The organism is Amycolatopsis rubida (assembly GCF_900115345.1).
In the GTDB taxonomy this organism is placed as follows: domain Bacteria; phylum Actinomycetota; class Actinomycetes; order Mycobacteriales; family Pseudonocardiaceae; genus Amycolatopsis; species Amycolatopsis rubida.
Genome location: NZ_FOWC01000001.1, coordinates 315773 through 331926, shown reverse-complemented (window position 1 = coordinate 331926; position 16154 = coordinate 315773). Strand labels below are relative to the sequence as shown.

Below are 16154 nucleotides of genomic sequence, written 5' to 3'. Positions count from 1 at the left end.
AATGGTTAGAATGAGCGGCATGGATTGGGTGTTCGACGCTGGACGGCCGTGTCTGCACCTGGTGAACACGCTGCGCTCCCGGCACCTCGCCGAGGGCATCGAGCTGCTGACCGGCCCGGACGCGCTGACGGAATGGCTTGAGCTGGCCGGATTCGGCCGCCTGTCGACGACCGCCGCCCAGCTGGCTGCGGCAAAGGACTTACGCGAGGCGGTGAACCGGCTGCTGACCGCCAAACCGCTGGTCGCCGATGTCCGGCTGGTCAACGACGCGCTCGCGGCCGCCCCGAAACCGGACCGGCTGCTGGTGAAGGGCGGTGCGCTGCGGCGGGAAGTACCCGCTCCGGCAGACCCGGTGGCGACGGCGCTCGCCGTGCTGGCCGCCGACGCCGTCGACCTCGCTACCGGCGGGGCAGACATTCGCATCTGCTCGGCGGACGACTGTGGCTTGCGGTTCGTCGACGCGTCGCCTCGCCGGACGCGGCAGTGGTGCTCGATGTCCCGCTGCGGGAACCGGGCGAAGGCCAGGGCGCATTACGAGCGGACGAAGAACCGGTAGGCCCACGGGTGCGCGCGCAACCACACGTTCAGCTTGCCGATCGCTCTCATGAGGACAGTCCGCAGCGGCGGCGGAACCAAGGTGGCGAGCATTCTGGTCGCTCGGCACAGGCGGGAGAACCTGCGTGCGTCCTGTTCGGTCCATTGCAGACCGAGGCGGGCGCGCAGTTCGGACGGGATTGTCGCGCGGATCAGGAACATCTGCGCGCTTGAGTATCCTTTTTGGAGTCTCGACCACCGGCGGTCGGACATGCGGGAGAACGGTTTCCGCACCGTGTCGATGGTCTCGAACAGCGTGCTGATCGTCTCGTTCGGACCGAACCCGGCGATCGTCTCCCGGTAGTAGCGTTCGAACTCCGGCCAGGTCGGCGGCAGATCCCGCTCGCGCACGCCGAGGATCCGGCCGATGCCGCACATCTGCGCGTAGTACTCGTCAAGCTCCGAAGCGGACATTGGGCGACCGAAAAATCGTTGTGCGTCAACGGGAGCCATCACCAATGTCGCGTGCACCCACGCGTACGCGCCAGGATCGAGCGCGCTGTATCGACGACCATCGGCGGTGCCGGTGAACGAGCGGTGCAGTTTCCGCAACCGGTCGGCCTCGGCTTGCGCGCCCTTTGTTCCGCCGTAAACGTAGATCGACAGCGAAGCGACGGTGCGCGTCAACCGGGTCCACGGGTCCTCGCGGTAGTCCGAGTGATCCCGCACCCCGGCCGCGACGATCGGATGCGCGACCTGCAGCACGAGCACCTGCCCCGCGAGCAGCGCGTCGCGGAAGTCGCCGAAATAGCGCCAAGCCGCGGTACCGCGAACGACCGGCGGGGCCAGGTCAGCCTCGCGCACCATGCAACAGCATCATCAACGGCTCGGCAGCCGGAACGTCCGTGCCAGTCGCGAGGCGGCGCAACTGCAGCCCGGCGATCAGCGCGACCACCGGACCGGCGACCCGTTCCGGATCCGGCAGACCGAGGGCGGTGAGGATCGTGATGGCCAATTCGTCATACGCGGCAAAGCATTTCGCGGACGCCTCGTGCAGCCCGGGGTCGCGCGCGGCTTGCAGGTACAGCTCGTGCGGCGCGAGTTCGTCCGTGCCGAAGGGCAGCTGCTTGATCACGTGCTCGACGACGGTCGCCGCTTGTTCGAGGCTCAATCCCTGTTCGCGGTAGGCCTCGACAATTCCTGCTAGCTTCGCCGTTTCCTCCTCGGCGAATAGCAGCATCGCCTCGCGCAGCAGTTCGGTCTGGCTCGGGAAGTGATAGGTCAGCGTGCCGAGCGAAACCCCGGCCGCGGCGACGATGCGCCGGTTGGTGAGCCCGCCGACGCCCTGCTCGCCGACCACTTTCAGGGTGGCGCGAAGGATCGCGTCGCGCGTGGTCACCACCCCGGCTCGGGACGTCGGTCCGGCCATCGCAGCTCCTCTTCCAGTTGCGCGGCAACGGAAATCAGCCGCTCCTCGGAATGCGACGGGCCGAGCAGCTGGGCACCGAGCGGCAACCCGTCCGCGGTCAGTCCGGCAGGCACGTTCACCCCGGGCCAGCCCAGCACGTTCCACGGCCAAGCGTACGGGCACGCGGCGATCATCGACTGATCGGTCTGCCAGCCGGAAAGCCCGTCGAAGGATCCGATCGCGGGCGGTGGGGTCGCGGTGGTCGGGGTGAGCAGGACGTCGATGTCGCCGAACATCCCGCCGATCCGGCGGCGCAGCACCGGTTCGAGCGCACGGGCGGCTTTCAAGGCAGGCCCGGCGAGCAGACCGCCTTGCTGGGCGTTGCTGCGAGTGCGCGGGTCGAGCGCGGACGGCTCCGGCACACGGCGGGCCCAATCCCGCACGCCGGTGAGCGAGCGCGGCAGGAAGGTGAGGCCGATCAGGCCGTATCCGGGTTCGACCGGAACGATCTCGTGCCCCAGCCCGGCCAGCGTCTCGGCGGTTTTCCGCACCGCCGCCTCGACCACTGGGTCGAGCCTGGTTTTGGTGGCGGTGAAGGGAATCCGGGTGGAGAGGCCGATCCGCAGCCGTCCCGGTTCGCGTCGCGCGGCGGTGTGGAACGTGGTGCCGGTGCCTGCGGTGACGTCGAGCAGGGTGGCTGCGTCCGCGACGGTCCGGGCGAGCGGGCCGAGCACGGTGAGGCCGTGGAACAGTTCGCTGTCGGTCGGGATCCGTCCGCGCTGGGTCTTGATGCCGACCAGTCCGGTCCACGCCGCCGGGATGCGCACCGAACCCGCGCCGTCCGACCCGAGCGCGGCAGCCACGATCCCGGCCGCCACCGCCGCGGCGGATCCGCCGGACGACCCGCCCGGCGTGTGCGCGGGCTGCCACGGGTTGCGCGTCGCGCCGAAGGCGGTTCCCTCAGTGAACGGCCATTGGCCCAGCTCCGGCGTGTTGGTCTTGCCGATGATGACCGCGCCTGCCTGCTTGAGCTTCGCGACCGCGGGCGCGTCCGCCGTCGCCGCGGGGAACTCGCCCGGGCAGCCGAACGCGGTGGGCAGGCCGATGAGGTCCACGTCGTCCTTGATCGCGACCGGCACCCCGAGCAACGGCGCGCGGTCACCGCCGGCGCGGCGCTGATCAGCCTCGGCGGCCTCGGCGAGCGCGGCTTCGTCGCGCAGCACGCGAAACGCATTGAGCACGGGCTGGCTGGCGTGCGCTCGCTTGAGCGCGAGCCCGGTCAGCTCCACGGCGGTGACCTCGCCGGATTCGAGCGCGGCGGCCTGGGCGGCAAGGGTCGTGAACTCGGTCGTCGCGGAAGGCATCTGCGGCTCTCCGTTCTCTCGTTCGCTCGAACGAACGTATCACGGCGACGGCCGGGAAAGCACCCCGCGAGGTCGGGCATGCTCGTAGGCGTGATCGATGACTTCGCGAAGGAGTACCTGCACAGCGACCTGAAGGAGGTCCGGCAGGCGATGCTCCGGAAGCTCGACGGATTGTCCGAGTACGCGATTCGCCGCCCGCTGACGTCGACCGGAACCAACCTGCTCGGCCTGGTCAAGCACCTGGCGGTAGCCGAGGCCCGGTACTTCGGCGAGGTTTTCGGTCGTCCGTTTCCCGAGCCGGTCCCGCGGTGGGACGACCTCGCACAGCGCGGTCGCGACCTGTGGGCGACCGAGCACGAAACCCGCGAGGAAATCACCAGCCGCTACCAGCGCGTCTGCGAGCATTCCGACGCGACGATCGCGGCTCTCGCCATCGATTCGCGCGGCCACGTGCCGTGGTGGCCACGGCCGGACGTGCTGTTGTTCAACGTCCTTGTCCACCTGCTGACCGAGACCAGCCGGCACGCCGGGCACGCCGACATCCTGCGCGAGCAGCTGGACGGCACGGTCGAAATGGACATGGAAGCTATGGCCAAACGCGGCCGGGACGCGGCCTTCTGGCAGGCGCGGCGGGCCGAAATCGAGCGGGCGGCCAAAGCCGCGGACCCGGCCACGGCTCGATAGCGCCACCTAAACTGCACGTCACCAGCCCGGCCAGCGCACGGAGGATCGATGACGTTCGACTTCGCCCGGTTCCCCTCCTTCGACGGCTTTCCGCGCGCCGGTCTTCACCACGGGCCGACGCCGCTGGTCCCGGCACTGCGGCTCGGCGAAGCGCTCGGCGTCCCCCGGCTGCTGCTCAAGCGCGACGACGTCCATCCGCTCGGCGTCGGCGGCAACAAGCTGCGCAAACTCGACTTCCACCTCGGTGCGGCGCTCGCCGACGGCACCGACACCGTGATCACCTTCGGCGCGCTGCAGACCAACCATGGCCGCCAGACCGCCGCAGCGTGCGCCAGGCTTGGCTTGCGCTGCGAACTGGTGCTGATCACTGAGGTGCCGCGCTCCGGCGACGCGTACGAGCGGTCCGGCAATGTCCCGCTTGACCTGCTCTTCGGCGCCCAGGTGCACATCTGCGCGTCCGACGCGGAAGCGGCCGCGACGTACGAACGGCTGCTCGTCGAAGCCGCGGACGAGGGCCGGAACGTGAGGACGGTCCCAGTTGGTGGGTCCGACCCACTCGGCGTTCTTGGCTATGTGGATGCCGCTCGCGAGCTAGCCGTCCAACTGGTGGAGCAGGGCGTGGACCACGCCCGGATCGTCAGCCCGCACGCCAGCGGGGCCACGGCGGCCGGACTGGCGCTCGGTACCGAGTTGCTCGGTTCGCTGGACCTGGACATCGCCTGCGTCAGCCATCCGCTCAACGAGGCTGTGGACAACCTGTCCCAGCTCACCGCCGGGGCCGCGGAGTTGCTTGGGTTCGACCCACCGAAGCTGGCGCACGTGTGGCTGAACGACACGACAATCGGCGAGGGCTACGGAATTCCGGCGTCGGGGACCTGGGAAGCGATCCGGTTGTTCGGCCGCACGGAGGGCGTGGCGCTCGACCCGGTCTACACCGGAAAAGCCGCCGCCGCCCTCGTGGAATGGGCGGCGGCGGGACGGTACTCGCCCGAGGAGGCCGTCGTGTTCGTGCACACCGGCGGTCTTCCCGGATTGTTCGGCTACGCGCCCGAATTCATGGCCGAGGCGCGGAAGTAACGAGCACCGCGGCGCGAGCGGTTTCGGTCCGCGCCGCGATCCGGAGCAGGACCAGCAGCAGGGCGACGTTCGCGATCAGCGTGAGCCGCTGCGTCGCGCCCACCGGCAGCACTTCGGTGAGCACGTGGAAGGGCTGCACCCCGGCTTCGTCGAGCCGGACGAACAGGAAACTCAGCGCGAACAGCCCGACCGCGGCGAGCCCGAACTTCAGCCACCGCACCACGAACACGCGCTCCGCCGTGCCGCGCAACGGTTCCAGCATCGTGATCGCCGCGCCGGGCAGGCTCGCGAACGCGACCAGGCACGAGTACAGGTGGATGTCCCCGCTGAGCGGCCTCGGGCTTTGCGGGTAACTGGCCGGAAAAACCGCGGCGACCGCCAGCCCGAGCGCCCACAGCATGAGCAAAGCCTTGGTGCTGAACGTCATCGGCACGCCGCCGGCGATCAGCGCGCCGAGCACCGCGAGTGATCCAACGGCCACCGACAGCACGCTCGCCCCGAGCATGCCCTCCCCGCGGTCGGTGATCGTGTAGCTCGAAAGCGTGTCGTAGATCGGATCGTGCGAGCTGATGATGTGCAGCACTGTGATCGTGAACAGCCCCCAGGCGATCGCAGCGAGCGCGGTCAGGCGCCATCCCCGGACGCCTCGTGAGTTCCCCATGCAGCCAGATTGGCGGCTCCGCGGCGTTTCGTGATCAGGGAAAACCCCTGATTCCGCCCCTACCCCGCGAAGTCGGCGAGGACGAGCACCTGGTCGTCGTGCCGTTTGGCGCGCGGCCAGCGGACGGCGTGCGGGTCGTCGTTTTCCGCGGCGCGTACCGCGTCCAGTACTGCTTCGGGGCCCTTGTTTTTGGCTAGCTGCAGGACTTCTGGCCAGGCGAAGAGGCCGTATTCGTCGACTCCGATCGCGACACCGTCGGTGGCGATGAGGACGGCGTCGACGTCCGTGCGGGACCAGCTGCGGCGGACTGCTTTGTGGGCCGCGGACGGGTCGGCTTCGGCTACCCAGAAGCCGTCTTCGGCGTTGCGTTTCTGGCGGACGTCGGCGCCGGTTTGCAGGAGGCCGTTGTTGCGGAGAGAGAGCAGGCGGTCGTCGGAGACTACGTCGGCGCCGAACTGTCCAAACGCGACAATTGGGCTGTCGGCCAGGACCAGGGCTTCGATTTCGGAGTCGTTCCAGCGGAGGATGGAGACTGTGCTGGAGGGAGAGTTTCCCGGGGTTAAGCCGTTGTCTTTGGCTACTGCGGTGATTGCGGTTGCCAGGGCCTTGCCGAGGTCTTCTTGGGGGTTGGTGCGTAGTTCCTGGGCTAGCTGGTCACGGAGGAGGTGGGCGTACCAGCCGCCTGGGGGGAGGTCTGGGCTCGGCGAGGTGGCCCCGTCCAGGACCAGGACGGCTTGGTCCAGGAGGGCGATGTGGTCTTCGGTGGGGCGGGGGCGGCCGTCGGAACCGACTCCGGCTCGCTCGGCGGTCGAAATCTCGGGCACTGGTCGACTGTAGCTCGCGGGTGGGGGTGGGGTGGGGGGCTCGTCGCCTGGGGGCGACATTGGCCTGGTTGCTGGTGTGGGGCACCCCGAAGGTTGAGTGTGCTGACGGTCTGGGGTTGCTTGTCAAGGCGGGAAAGATGCCTTGACAAGCAACCCCAGTCCGCAGGGGGGCTTCGTATCGGGGTGCGGGGGAGGGGCTGGGTGCCTCGATGGTGGGTGCAGCGGTGGCGGTCTGCGGGCGGGGCGGTGAGGGGCTTCTTGAGGGAACCCGCGTTCGTGCAGGGGCCTCTCGCGGACCGGTCGTGGGTCGTGAGGGGAACCCTGCGGGAATCAGAGTCAATGAGGGTGGCCCTCACGGAGTGATGTCAACTCGGGTTGACAGTTCGGTGGCGTCAATCTAGGTTGACATTATGACGGAGGCGACGGATTTGGCCGCTCGCGCCGGTGACCGGGATCCGCGGGTGGGGCTTCGGGCGGTGGCGGCGCTGAGGCGGTTGCTTGAGCAGTTGGAGGCGGTTCAGGTGCGCAGTGCGCGGATGCACGGCTGGTCTTGGCAGGACATCGCGGCCGAGTTGGGGGTCAGCCGACAGGCCGTCCACAAGAAGTACGGGAGGCATTGATGTTCGAGAAGTTCACCCATGACGCCCGGAGAGCAGTCGTCGAAGCGCAGGCTGCGGCGCATGAGGCGGGGGCGCACGAGATTTCCGCGCAGGCGGTTTTCGCCGGGTTGGCGCGGATCGAGAACGGCGAGGCCGTGCGGTTGCTGCGGAACCTCGGCGTGTCGCGCGAGGACGTCTTCGCTGAGCTTGCCCGGGTGCGCCGGCGTGGCGGGATCAGTGACGCCGATGCCGAGGCGCTCACCGAGTTCGGCATCGACGTTGATCAGATTGTCGAGCGGATCGAGCAGACGCACGGGCCGGGTGCGCTTGCTCAGGCGAGCCGGCCCACGAAGCGCAATCACTTGCCGTTCACCGAGGACGCGAAGAGCGCGCTGCAGATGAGCGTGCGGGAGGCGCATGAACTCGGCGACAAGCATCTGGGGCAGGAGCATTTGCTGCTCGCCCTCGTGAAACAGCGCGGTCCGGTAGCCGACTTCCTCGCGGCGCGCGGGATCGACTATCCGGCGGTCCGCCACGCCGTCGGCAAGCGCTAATGCTGTTCTTGCTGGTGCGCCCCGGTGCGCCAAGTGACCAGCGGGAGCAGGGCCTGGGTCAGCGGGCCGATGCTGAGGGCGTACAGCACGGTTCCGACGCCGACCGCGCCGCCGAGCAGCCAGCCCGCGGCCAGGACGAGTACCTCGATGCCGGTCCGGACCAGGCGGACGGACCAGCCGGTTCGCGCGTGCAGGCCGGTCATCAAGCCGTCGCGGGGGCCGGGGCCCAGGCGGGTGCCGACGTACACCGCGGTCGCGACGGCGTTCAGGACCACGCCGCCGACCAGCATCAGGATCTGCCAGACGAGCACGTGCTGGTCGGGTAGCACGGCGCGCACCGCGTCGACCGCTACCGCGATCACCGCGATGTTCGCGACGGTGCCGATGCCGGGGCGCTGCCGCAGCGGGATCCACAGCAGCAGGACGAACACCGCCACGACGGCGCTGATCGTGCCGAACGTCAGCCCGGTGATCTTGGTCAGGCCATCGTTCAGCACGTCCCACGGGTCTAGGCCGAGGCGGGCGCGGGTGAGCATGGCCATGCTCGCGCCATAGAGCGCGAGGCCGGCGAGCAACTGGACACCCCGGCGCGCGGGAGCTCGGCGAAGGCTGAGGGGACTGAGGTCGGTAACTGCCACTTCTCCACTATTGGTGCCAACTGGCCTGGTATGCCATGGCCAATGCGCGATAATTGGCCTTATGGAACCTCTGGGTGGCCGGATTTCGGGACGGCGATTGGCCATATTACTGGGGGAATGGCGGCAGCGTGGCTCCCGGCAAGGTGCGTCTGACCTCGCCGCGGCGGTCGAGTTGCACGTGCTCGACGGGCAGTTGCCGATTGGCACGCGGCTGCCCGCCGAGCGCGAACTCGCCGACGCGCTCGGCGTCAGCCGCACGCTGATCGGGGCGGCGCTCGACCGGCTCCGCGCGGACGGTCTCGTCGCCAGCCGTCGCGGAGCTGGGTCGTGGGTGGCTGGTGTGGGCAACCGCGACGAGGCCGAGGCGGTTCGGGACGACCTCCTCGACCTCGCGCGGGCCGCACCGCCCGCGGTGCCCGGGCTGATGGCCGCGTTCGACACCGCGCGGCGTGATCTGGTCGAGTACGTCAGCGGAAATGGCTATCTCACCGGGGGACTGCCGCGGCTGCGGGAGCGGATTGCTGAGCGCTACACCGCGCGTGGCCTGCCGACGTCGCCGGACCAGGTGCTGGTGACCTCCGGTGCGTACTCCGCGTTCGTGCTCTGCCTGCGGATGCTGAGCGGGCCCGGTGACCGGGTCCTGCTTGAGCAGCCGACGTATCCGAACGCCATCGACGCCGTCCGCGCGACGCATGCGTTGCCGGTGCCGGTCGCGCTCGATCCGGTGCACGGCTGGGATTTGCCGGGAATCGAGGCCGCGCTGCGCCAGGCCGCGCCCCGGTTCGGCTATCTCGTGGTCGACTTCCAGAATCCGACCGGGTTGCGCCTCGACGCGGCGGGCCGGGAACGGCTCGGCGGGCTGCTCGCCCGGTCGCGGACGCCGGTCGTGGTCGACGAATCGTTGGTGGAACTGGATTACGAGGGCGATCCGGTGGCCGGTCCGCCGCCGCTGGCCGCGTTCGGCGGGGATCTGGTGCTGAGCGTCGGCTCGGCGGCGAAATCGCAGTGGGGCGGGTTGCGGCTGGGCTGGATCCGGGCGTCGACGGATTTGCTGGACCGGTTGCAGTCCTCGCGGTTCGCGGTCGATCTTGGCGCGCCGGTGTTCGACCAGCTCGTGCTGGCGGCGCTGCTCGAACCGGAGGGATACGACGTGCTCGCCCGGCGCCGGGCGGAATTCCGGGAGCAGCGGGACATCACGATCGCGGCACTGCGCAAGTACTGTCCAGAGTGGACATTCCAGGTGCCCTCCGGCGGACTGTCGCTGTGGTGCCGGTTGCCGGAACCGATGAGCACACGGCTGGCGGTGTCGGCGGCGAACCACGGAGTCCAGATCGCGCCAGGGTCGAGGTTCGGGGTGCACGGCGGGTTGGAACGCTGGCTGCGGCTGCCGTTCGGGCTGCCGCGCGAGCAGTTGCCGGAAGCGGTGCGACGGGTGAGCGCGGCGGCGGCCTCGGTGCGCGGCTGCGCGGATGTGCCCGCGGAACGGATTTCGGTGACCTAGCGGATCGTGAGTGGGGATGCCGGTTCTCACGACGTGAACAGCCGGTGCACCGGATGGGATCCAGCCACTCCAGGGAGGGTGGCGGTCACCTGTCCGGCGCACCGGCCGATCGTCCGAGGCGCTTCCCGGCACAGCCCCTCGAAGTGCCGGGAAGCGCCCTCGGTTCAGGCGGGCTTCGGTTGGCGCAGGCTTTCGCTCGGCGCGGTGAGTGAAAGCCTCCGGAGCACGCCCGTGGTGGGTCCCGGCGCCGCGGGGGCAGCGCGGCGCCGGGACCAGGACCCGATCCGGCCGGGCGCGGTCGGCCGGTCGGGAAGTGCGGTCATGGTTCAGCCCCTTGAGTGAAGTAGCACTAGTGCGAAGGGGTGAGTCCGGCGCAGCGAACGGGCGCGCGCGATCAAGAAGTTGATCTTGAGGTGGACGGAGCTCTCCCCGGGTAACCGGTCGGGAGGTCAGTCCGGGGAGGTGGTCGGCAGGGCGGCGTCCCTGCCCGCGCCGTCGACCTCGTGGTCGCGGCTGACGCCGATGAGCTTGAGCTGAGTGACGGTGTCGCCGTCGCCGGACAGCGCGAACAGCTGGCGCAGACCGCCGTGCCCGTCGTGTCCCGGTGAGACAGTCGACGCGGGCGCGGCAGGCGCGGCCGGAGCCGAGGGCAGGCCTTCGCCGCCACCACTGCTGCCGCCTGCCTGGCTGTGTTCCTTCACCGGCGGCGCGGGCTGGTTCTCCTGCTTGGCGGCGGGCTGCGCGGTGCGGACGTGGGCGGACGCGGCGTGGACGACGGGCGCCTGCTTGCTGACCTTCACGGCGACCGGCGCTTCCGGCTCTTTCGCCAGCTTGGCCGCCGGGACGGAGACGCTGACTGACCCGCTGGCGGACGGGGCCGGTTCGACCGTGGCGACCGGCGGCTCGACGACCCGGACCGGTGCGGTGTCGATCACGGTGTCGACCGAGGTGACGGTGGTGTGCAGGGTCGTGTCGACGGTGTGGTCGACGGTTCCGAGAATGCTGTCGAGGAGACCTGGCCGGCCGGTGCCGGGGCTGTCGAGGAGCCCGCCGAGAAGGCCAGGGCCGGAATCACGGCCGGTGCCGCCGAGAAGACCGCCGAGGAGACCTTGCCGCGGCTCGCCTTGCTCGGGTTCGCTGCTGGTGTTGCTGAGTAGGCCGGGCTGGGGCTCGGTGCTGGTGCTGCCGGGCGAATCTTGGCTGGGTTCGCTGCTGGTGTTGCTGGGCAGGCCGGGCTGGGGCTCGGTGCTGGTGCTGCCGGGCGAACCTTGGCTGGGCTCGCTGCTGGTGCTGCCGAGCAGGCCGGGCTGCGTGGTCGCTTCGGGCGCGGGGTCGCTCGCCGGTGCGTGGTGTTTCGCTTTGCCCGGGCTTTTCGCCTTGGCGGGCTTGGTGATCTTGGGACGGGTCGCCGCGGCGCTGGTCTGGTGCTCCGGGTCGTTCCCGGACACAGTGGCCGACCGGAAGCTCACGTCCGGCCGGTAGTCGTCGGCGGAGATCTGGAACCGGTGGAGGGAGGCGTGCTTCGCGCCGGTCGCCGCCCCGGGCATCGCCCAGGTGAGGGTGCCGGACGTGGCCGTTCCGGCGTACCGGTGCTCCGGTTCGGTGTCGTGCGCCGAAGCGGCGGGACGGTCGGCGTGGTCGTCCGTCGCGGCGTTCGCCTGCGACAACGCCGCGCCGAGCAGCCATCCGGCCAGGGTGAGCCCGCCCGCGACGGCGATCCGGGCGGCGGGCCGGGCGATCGGAGCCGCCCAGGCTCGTGGCCGCCGTTTCACGCCCGCGCGCGCGAAAGAGGAGTTCCGCTCGGCGCGGTTCGAAGCGCCGCCGGCCATTCCGAGGAGCGCGGACCCCGCGTTCCCGAGCGGACCGGAGCCGGACGCCACGGGATGTGCGAGGCCGCACGGATTCGCCATGCCGGTCACGCCACCACCACCGTCCGCGCCTGAAGCTCGTGCCACCGCACGAGACTGATCTTGCTGGGGCTGTCTTCCGGCCAGGTCGCAGGTCCCCCGGGGCTGCCCTCTTTCTAGCACCGGACGCGAGTGTTTCATCTCTCCCGCGCTCGATCCACCCCGTAAGGCGGAACGTCCGCACCGGCTCTGGTGTCCGATCCGCCCTAGTCGATCACCCTGCGTCGTCTCAACCGGGGCAGATGCGGCCATCCGGGCGGCCCGTCCGCAGCGCGAATTCGGGCGTTGACCCGATGTTTCCGCCACCGCGACACTCTCGGTATCTCCATTCCCCAGGGGCAAACCGGGACCGGACGGCAGTCGTCAGACGAGTTTCCGCAGGCGCTCTACGGCTTCGTCGATCACCTCGTTGCGCTTGCAGAACGCGAACCTCAGCAAATGTTTCCACTCGTCCGGGTGATCCGTGAACACCTTGACGGGTACCGCGGCGACTCCGGCGCGTTCCGGCAGCGTCCAAGCGAGTTCGGCGGCGTCCGCGAAACCGAGCGGACGCACGTCCGCCGTCACGAAGTACGTCCCCGCGCTCGGCCGGACTGCGAATCCCGCATCGGCAAGGCCAGCGGAAAGCCGATCCCGCTTCTCCTGGAGACTCGCGCGCAGGTTTTCGACCCACTCAAGCTCGTTGTCGAGCGCGTACGCGACGGCCGGCTGCAGCGGTCCGCCGGAGACGAACGTGATGAACTGCTTCGCCGCCTTCACCGCGGCCACCAGCTCCGGCGTCGAGCAGATCCAGCCGATCTTCCAGCCGGTGCAGTTGAAGGTCTTGCCCGCGCTCGAAATCGCGACGGTCCGCTCGCGCATCCCGGGGAACGATGCGAGCGGAAGGTGCTCGGCGCCGTCGAAGACGAGGTGTTCGTAGACCTCGTCGGTGACCGCGATGAGGTCGTGCTCGACGCACAGCCGCGCGACTTCCTCCAGCTGTGCGCGCGAAAACACCGTGCCCGTGGGGTTGTGCGGCGAATTCAGCAGCATCGCGCGGGTTTTCGGGGTGATCGCGTCGCGGAGGGCGTCGAGGTCGAGTTCGAGCTGTCCGTTCTCGGTTTCGACCAGCCCGATGACGCGTCGCTGCGCACCCGCCATCGCGACCGCGGCGGCGTACGAGTCGTAGTACGGCTCGACCACGAGCACCTCGTCGCCCGCCTCGGTCAGTGCGATCAGCGACGCCGCGATGGCCTCGGTCGCACCCGCGGTGACCAGGATCTCGGTGTCCGGGTCGTAGCTGGCTCCGTAGCGCTGGCGGTGCCTGCTGATCGCGGCGCGCAGCTCCGGACGGCCCGGCCCCGGCGGGTACTGGTTGTCGCCGCCGAACAGCGAGTTCTTCGCCGTTTCGAGCATTCCGGCCGGCCCGTCGGTGTCCGGGAAGCCCTGGCCGAGGTTGACCGCGTCGTGCCGGACGGCGAGCGCGGTCATCTCCGCGAAGACCGTCGAGGTGAACGGGCGAAGGCGGGGGACGAGAGCTGGTTCACGCACGAGAACGCATCCTCACGGACAATGGCGGTGTGGAGCAACTCACCCCTGCCAAGGTCACGCCCGCGGACCCGCCCGGCGGCACCGCCGGCGAAGAGGCGAAACGGCGCGGTCTGCGCAAGATGAAGCTGGTCGCGCTGTCCTTCCTGCTCGGCGCGACGATCGTGTTCCTGCTGACGAGCTGGGCGGAGTCGGCGGGCTGGGCAGGCTGGGTCGGCTACGTGCGCGCCGCGGCCGAGGCGGGCATGGTCGGCGCGCTCGCGGACTGGTTCGCGGTGACGGCGCTGTTCCGGCATCCGCTCGGCCTGCGGATCCCGCACACCGCGATCATTCCGAACAAAAAGGACGCGCTCGGCAACAGCCTCGGCGAGTTCGTCGGCTCGAACTTCCTGTCCCCGGACGTCATCCGCGACAAGCTCCGCCGCGTCGAGGTCGCGAGCAGGCTCGGCAGCTGGCTCTCGCAGCGCGACAACGCGGAACGCGTGACGTCGGAACTGGCCACCGTCGTGCGCGGCGCGGTGACGGTGCTCCGCGACGAGGACGTGCAGGCGATCATGGAGCAGGCCGTGGTCAAGCGCGTGATCGACAAGCCGTGGGGCCCACCGCTCGGCAAGATCCTGGCAGGCGTTTTCGAGGACGGCGCGCACCACAAGCTGGTGGATCTGATGTGCGACCGCGCCTACGAATGGGTCCGGGACAACCACCAGACGATGCTGCGCGTGGTCTCGGACCGCGCGCCGAGCTGGTCGCCGAAGTTCGTCGACGAAATGCTGGCGGACAAGGTGTACGGCGAGGTCCTGACGTTCACCTGGGCGGTCAAAACGGACGTCAACCACCCGATGCGCCTGGCGCTGGACAAGTTCCTCGGCGAGTTCGCGCAGGACCTGCAGACCGACCCGAAGACCATGGAGCGGGCCGAGCAGGTCAAGGGCCAGATCGTGAACCACGGCGAAGTGCAGAAGCTGATCGGCAACGCGTGGGCGACGGCCAAGGAGATGCTGCTGAACGCCGCGGAGGACCCGTCGAGCGAACTGCGCCAGCGAGTCCGCGGCGGCTTGGAGTCGCTGGGCAAACGCCTGGTGGACGACCCGTCGATGACCTCGAAGGTGGACGGCTGGGTCGAGGGCGCGGCGGTCTACCTGGTGACCCACTACTCCCGCGAGATCACGACGATCATCACGGACACGGTGGAGCGGTGGGACGCCGAGGAGACGTCGCGGAAGATCGAACTGCAGGTCGGGAGGGATCTGCAGTTCATCCGGATCAACGGGACCGTGGTGGGTGCGCTGGCCGGGCTGGTGATTTACGCGGTGGCGCAGTTGCTGTTCTGAGGGCTGGCCCGCCGCGAGAGCCGTGGCCGAGGGCGGCTGGGGTTTCGGGGTCGCTCGGCGGCGGGGATTCGCCTGCTAGCGGTTAGCGATCGCCGGTCAGTGGTTGGCTGTGCTGCGCCGGTCGGTGCGGTTCGGGCTGGTGCGTTGCTGTCCGGTGGCTGGGGCCTGGCCGGTGTGGCTCGGGATGGCGCGGTTGCCTGGCCGGTGTGTTTCGGGATGGGGCGGTTGCCTGGCCGGTGTGGTTCGGGATGGAGCGGTTGCCGGTCGGCGGCGGGAATTCGTCTGCTCGCGGCCAGCAGTTGCTGATCGGTGGTTGGGTGGCCTGGCCCTGCCCGGTGTGGTTCGGGATCGCGCGGGTGCCGGGCGGTGGTCGGGTGTGCGGGGCTGGTCGGTGTGGTTCGGGATTGCGAGATTGCCGGGCGACGGTTGGCTGCTGGGCCGGTCGGTGCGGTTCGGGAGGGCGCGGTTGCCGGTCGGTGGTTGGGTGGCCTGGTCTGCCCGGTGTGGTTCGGGATCGTGCGGGTGCCGGTCGGCGGTTGGCTGTGCTGGGCCGGTCGACGCGGTTCGGGATCGGGGTCGCCGGTCGGCGGTTGACTGTGCTGGTCCAGCCGGTTCGGGAGGGCGCGGTTGATGGTCGGGCGTGCTGACCTCTGGCCCAGCCGATGCGGGTCGCTGCCGGATCCAGGCTGGCGGCCGATGCGGGATTTCGTTGTGGTTGAGCGGAATTCGTCGCCGATCCAGCTCTCGTTTGCTTGCCCGGGACACCCGCGGATCGAGGTCGGCCCCGCGGGTATCCCGGGGGCTTCGGCTGCCATGCCGACCGCAGTTCTCCTCTGCTTCGACCGGGTGCGGCGGGTGGTCGGTCGTATACGCGCCGTCCTATACCACAGCCGCGGGCCGCTCAGACCAGTTGTCCACAGGAAGCTGAGTTATCCCCGGGGTTATCCACAGGAATTCACGGTGATGGCCTAATCGCTGTCCACAACTTGTGGGGATCCAGGGCATCTGCACGTGCACATGTGGTGTGTGTGGACAAGTTGTCCACAGGGGGTTAGTTGTGCACAGCCGCCGTGCGGGCGCGCCAGGAGCGGGCCTTTTCGCGGTTTCCGCAGACGCGCATCGAGCACCAGGTGCGGGAGCGGTTGCGGGATTCGTCGAAGAAGGCCCACAGGCAGTCGTCGGCGGGGCAGATCTTCAGGCGGACCCAGTCGCCCCGGATGGCGAGGCGGGTGGCCGCGGCCAGGGTCGCGGTGACGGCATCCGGGGTGAGCAGCGTCGGGCCGGTTTCGGTGAGGGCGAAGCGGAGCGGGACGTCCAGCGTGGTCGCGGGCAGCCGCGGATCGCCGACGGCGGCGCGCAGGCTGTCCCGCACGACGCGGGCTTCGGCGGGATCGTTCGGTGACACGTCGTGGTCCGCGGTCCACTGCCGCCAGAGCTCCGGATCGTCCAGCAGGTCGTCGCCCCGTTCGATGTCGACGGTGTTGAGAAAGGCGACCACCAGGGAAGCGTCGGTGTGCACCTGCCCAGTGTACGGGCGATATCGGT

At 69.7% G+C, this 16154-nt stretch carries 16 protein-coding genes; 7 read left to right on the top strand and 9 right to left on the bottom strand.

The window, feature by feature from the left end; translation table 11 throughout:
* The first annotated feature begins 19 nt into the window (after positions 1 to 19).
* Positions 20 to 556: a CGNR zinc finger domain-containing protein gene (locus BM362_RS01675; protein ID WP_208865122.1), complete on the top strand. Its 537-nt coding sequence runs from the start codon at positions 20 to 22 to the stop codon at positions 554 to 556.
* Here the strand turns inward: BM362_RS01675 and BM362_RS01670 are convergent.
* Genes BM362_RS01670 through BM362_RS01660 form a run of 3 tightly spaced genes read right to left on the bottom strand, consistent with a single transcriptional unit; the run spans position 532 to position 3306 of the window.
* On the bottom strand, positions 532 to 1401 hold the full coding sequence (locus BM362_RS01670; RefSeq protein ID WP_244287011.1) for an oxygenase MpaB family protein: 870 nt from the start codon (positions 1399 to 1401) through the stop codon (positions 532 to 534). The genes BM362_RS01675 and BM362_RS01670 overlap by 25 nt on opposite strands.
* Positions 1385 to 1963 carry a TetR/AcrR family transcriptional regulator gene (locus tag BM362_RS01665; RefSeq protein ID WP_067594867.1) on the bottom strand — a complete coding sequence of 193 codons (579 nt, stop codon included), beginning with the start codon at positions 1961 to 1963 and terminating at the stop codon, positions 1385 to 1387. Before BM362_RS01665 ends, BM362_RS01670 begins: the two co-directional genes overlap by 17 nt.
* Positions 1930 to 3306, bottom strand: coding sequence for an amidase (locus BM362_RS01660; RefSeq protein ID WP_093571965.1), 1377 nt, complete (start codon positions 3304 to 3306; stop codon positions 1930 to 1932). The genes BM362_RS01665 and BM362_RS01660 overlap by 34 nt, the downstream gene beginning before the upstream one ends.
* Before the next feature lie 78 nt (positions 3307 to 3384).
* Between BM362_RS01660 and BM362_RS01655 the strand changes: the two genes are divergently transcribed.
* Together BM362_RS01655 and BM362_RS01650 are read left to right on the top strand one after the other, a co-directional pair.
* Positions 3385 to 3990 carry a DinB family protein gene (locus BM362_RS01655; protein WP_167545177.1) on the top strand — a complete coding sequence of 202 codons (606 nt, stop codon included), beginning with the start codon at positions 3385 to 3387 and terminating at the stop codon, positions 3988 to 3990.
* 48 nt (positions 3991 to 4038) lie between these two features.
* The gene (locus tag BM362_RS01650) at positions 4039 to 5067 is read left to right on the top strand and encodes a D-cysteine desulfhydrase family protein (RefSeq protein ID WP_067594861.1); all 1029 of its coding nucleotides are present in this window, start codon (positions 4039 to 4041) and stop codon (positions 5065 to 5067) included.
* Here BM362_RS01650 and BM362_RS01645 read toward each other — a convergent pair.
* Together BM362_RS01645 and BM362_RS01640 are read right to left on the bottom strand one after the other, a co-directional pair.
* Entirely contained in the window at positions 5045 to 5728 is a 684-nt protein-coding gene (locus BM362_RS01645; protein ID WP_067594858.1) for a DUF998 domain-containing protein, read from the bottom strand. The two genes, BM362_RS01650 and BM362_RS01645, sit on opposite strands and share 23 nt — an antisense overlap.
* A gap of 59 nt (positions 5729 to 5787) precedes the next feature.
* Positions 5788 to 6552, bottom strand: coding sequence for a hypothetical protein (locus BM362_RS01640; protein WP_067594855.1), 765 nt, complete (start codon positions 6550 to 6552; stop codon positions 5788 to 5790).
* Positions 6553 to 6962: 410 nt separating this feature from the next.
* On the opposite strand from BM362_RS01640, the gene BM362_RS01635 reads away from it, so the two are divergent.
* Both BM362_RS01635 and BM362_RS01630 read left to right on the top strand, forming a co-directional pair.
* Positions 6963 to 7172, top strand: coding sequence for a hypothetical protein (locus BM362_RS01635; protein ID WP_009071860.1), 210 nt, complete (start codon positions 6963 to 6965; stop codon positions 7170 to 7172).
* A complete protein-coding gene (locus BM362_RS01630; RefSeq protein WP_067595433.1) occupies positions 7172 to 7705 on the top strand; it encodes a Clp protease N-terminal domain-containing protein in 534 nt (177 codons plus the stop codon). The genes BM362_RS01635 and BM362_RS01630 overlap by 1 nt, the downstream gene beginning before the upstream one ends.
* On the opposite strand, the gene yczE is transcribed toward BM362_RS01630, so the two are convergent.
* Positions 7702 to 8343, bottom strand: a complete 642-nt coding sequence (gene yczE / locus BM362_RS01625) for a membrane protein YczE (RefSeq protein WP_067595435.1) — start codon at positions 8341 to 8343, stop codon at positions 7702 to 7704. The two genes, BM362_RS01630 and yczE, sit on opposite strands and share 4 nt — an antisense overlap.
* Positions 8344 to 8404: 61 nt before the next feature.
* Here yczE and yczR point away from each other — a divergent pair, with 61 nt between their 5' ends.
* A complete protein-coding gene (gene yczR, locus BM362_RS01620) occupies positions 8405 to 9844 on the top strand; it encodes a MocR-like transcription factor YczR (RefSeq protein WP_093571964.1) in 1440 nt (479 codons plus the stop codon).
* A 449-nt stretch (positions 9845 to 10293) separates the two neighbouring features.
* Here yczR and BM362_RS01615 read toward each other — a convergent pair whose 3' ends face one another.
* Together BM362_RS01615 and BM362_RS01610 are read right to left on the bottom strand one after the other, a co-directional pair.
* Complete coding sequence (locus tag BM362_RS01615) at positions 10294 to 11799, bottom strand: hypothetical protein (protein WP_143132349.1); 1506 nt, start codon at positions 11797 to 11799, stop codon at positions 10294 to 10296.
* 315 nt (positions 11800 to 12114) lie between these two features.
* Positions 12115 to 13281: a pyridoxal phosphate-dependent aminotransferase gene (locus BM362_RS01610; protein ID WP_093571962.1), complete on the bottom strand. Its 1167-nt coding sequence runs from the start codon at positions 13279 to 13281 to the stop codon at positions 12115 to 12117.
* A 29-nt stretch (positions 13282 to 13310) separates the two neighbouring features.
* On the opposite strand from BM362_RS01610, the gene BM362_RS01605 reads away from it, so the two are divergent.
* Positions 13311 to 14609, top strand: a complete 1299-nt coding sequence (locus BM362_RS01605; RefSeq protein WP_067595442.1) for a DUF445 domain-containing protein — start codon at positions 13311 to 13313, stop codon at positions 14607 to 14609.
* Positions 14610 to 15660: 1051 nt separating this feature from the next.
* Here the strand turns inward: BM362_RS01605 and BM362_RS01600 are convergent.
* Positions 15661 to 16128, bottom strand: a complete 468-nt coding sequence (locus tag BM362_RS01600) for a CGNR zinc finger domain-containing protein (protein WP_093571961.1) — start codon at positions 16126 to 16128, stop codon at positions 15661 to 15663.
* Positions 16129 to 16154 lie beyond the last annotated feature (26 nt).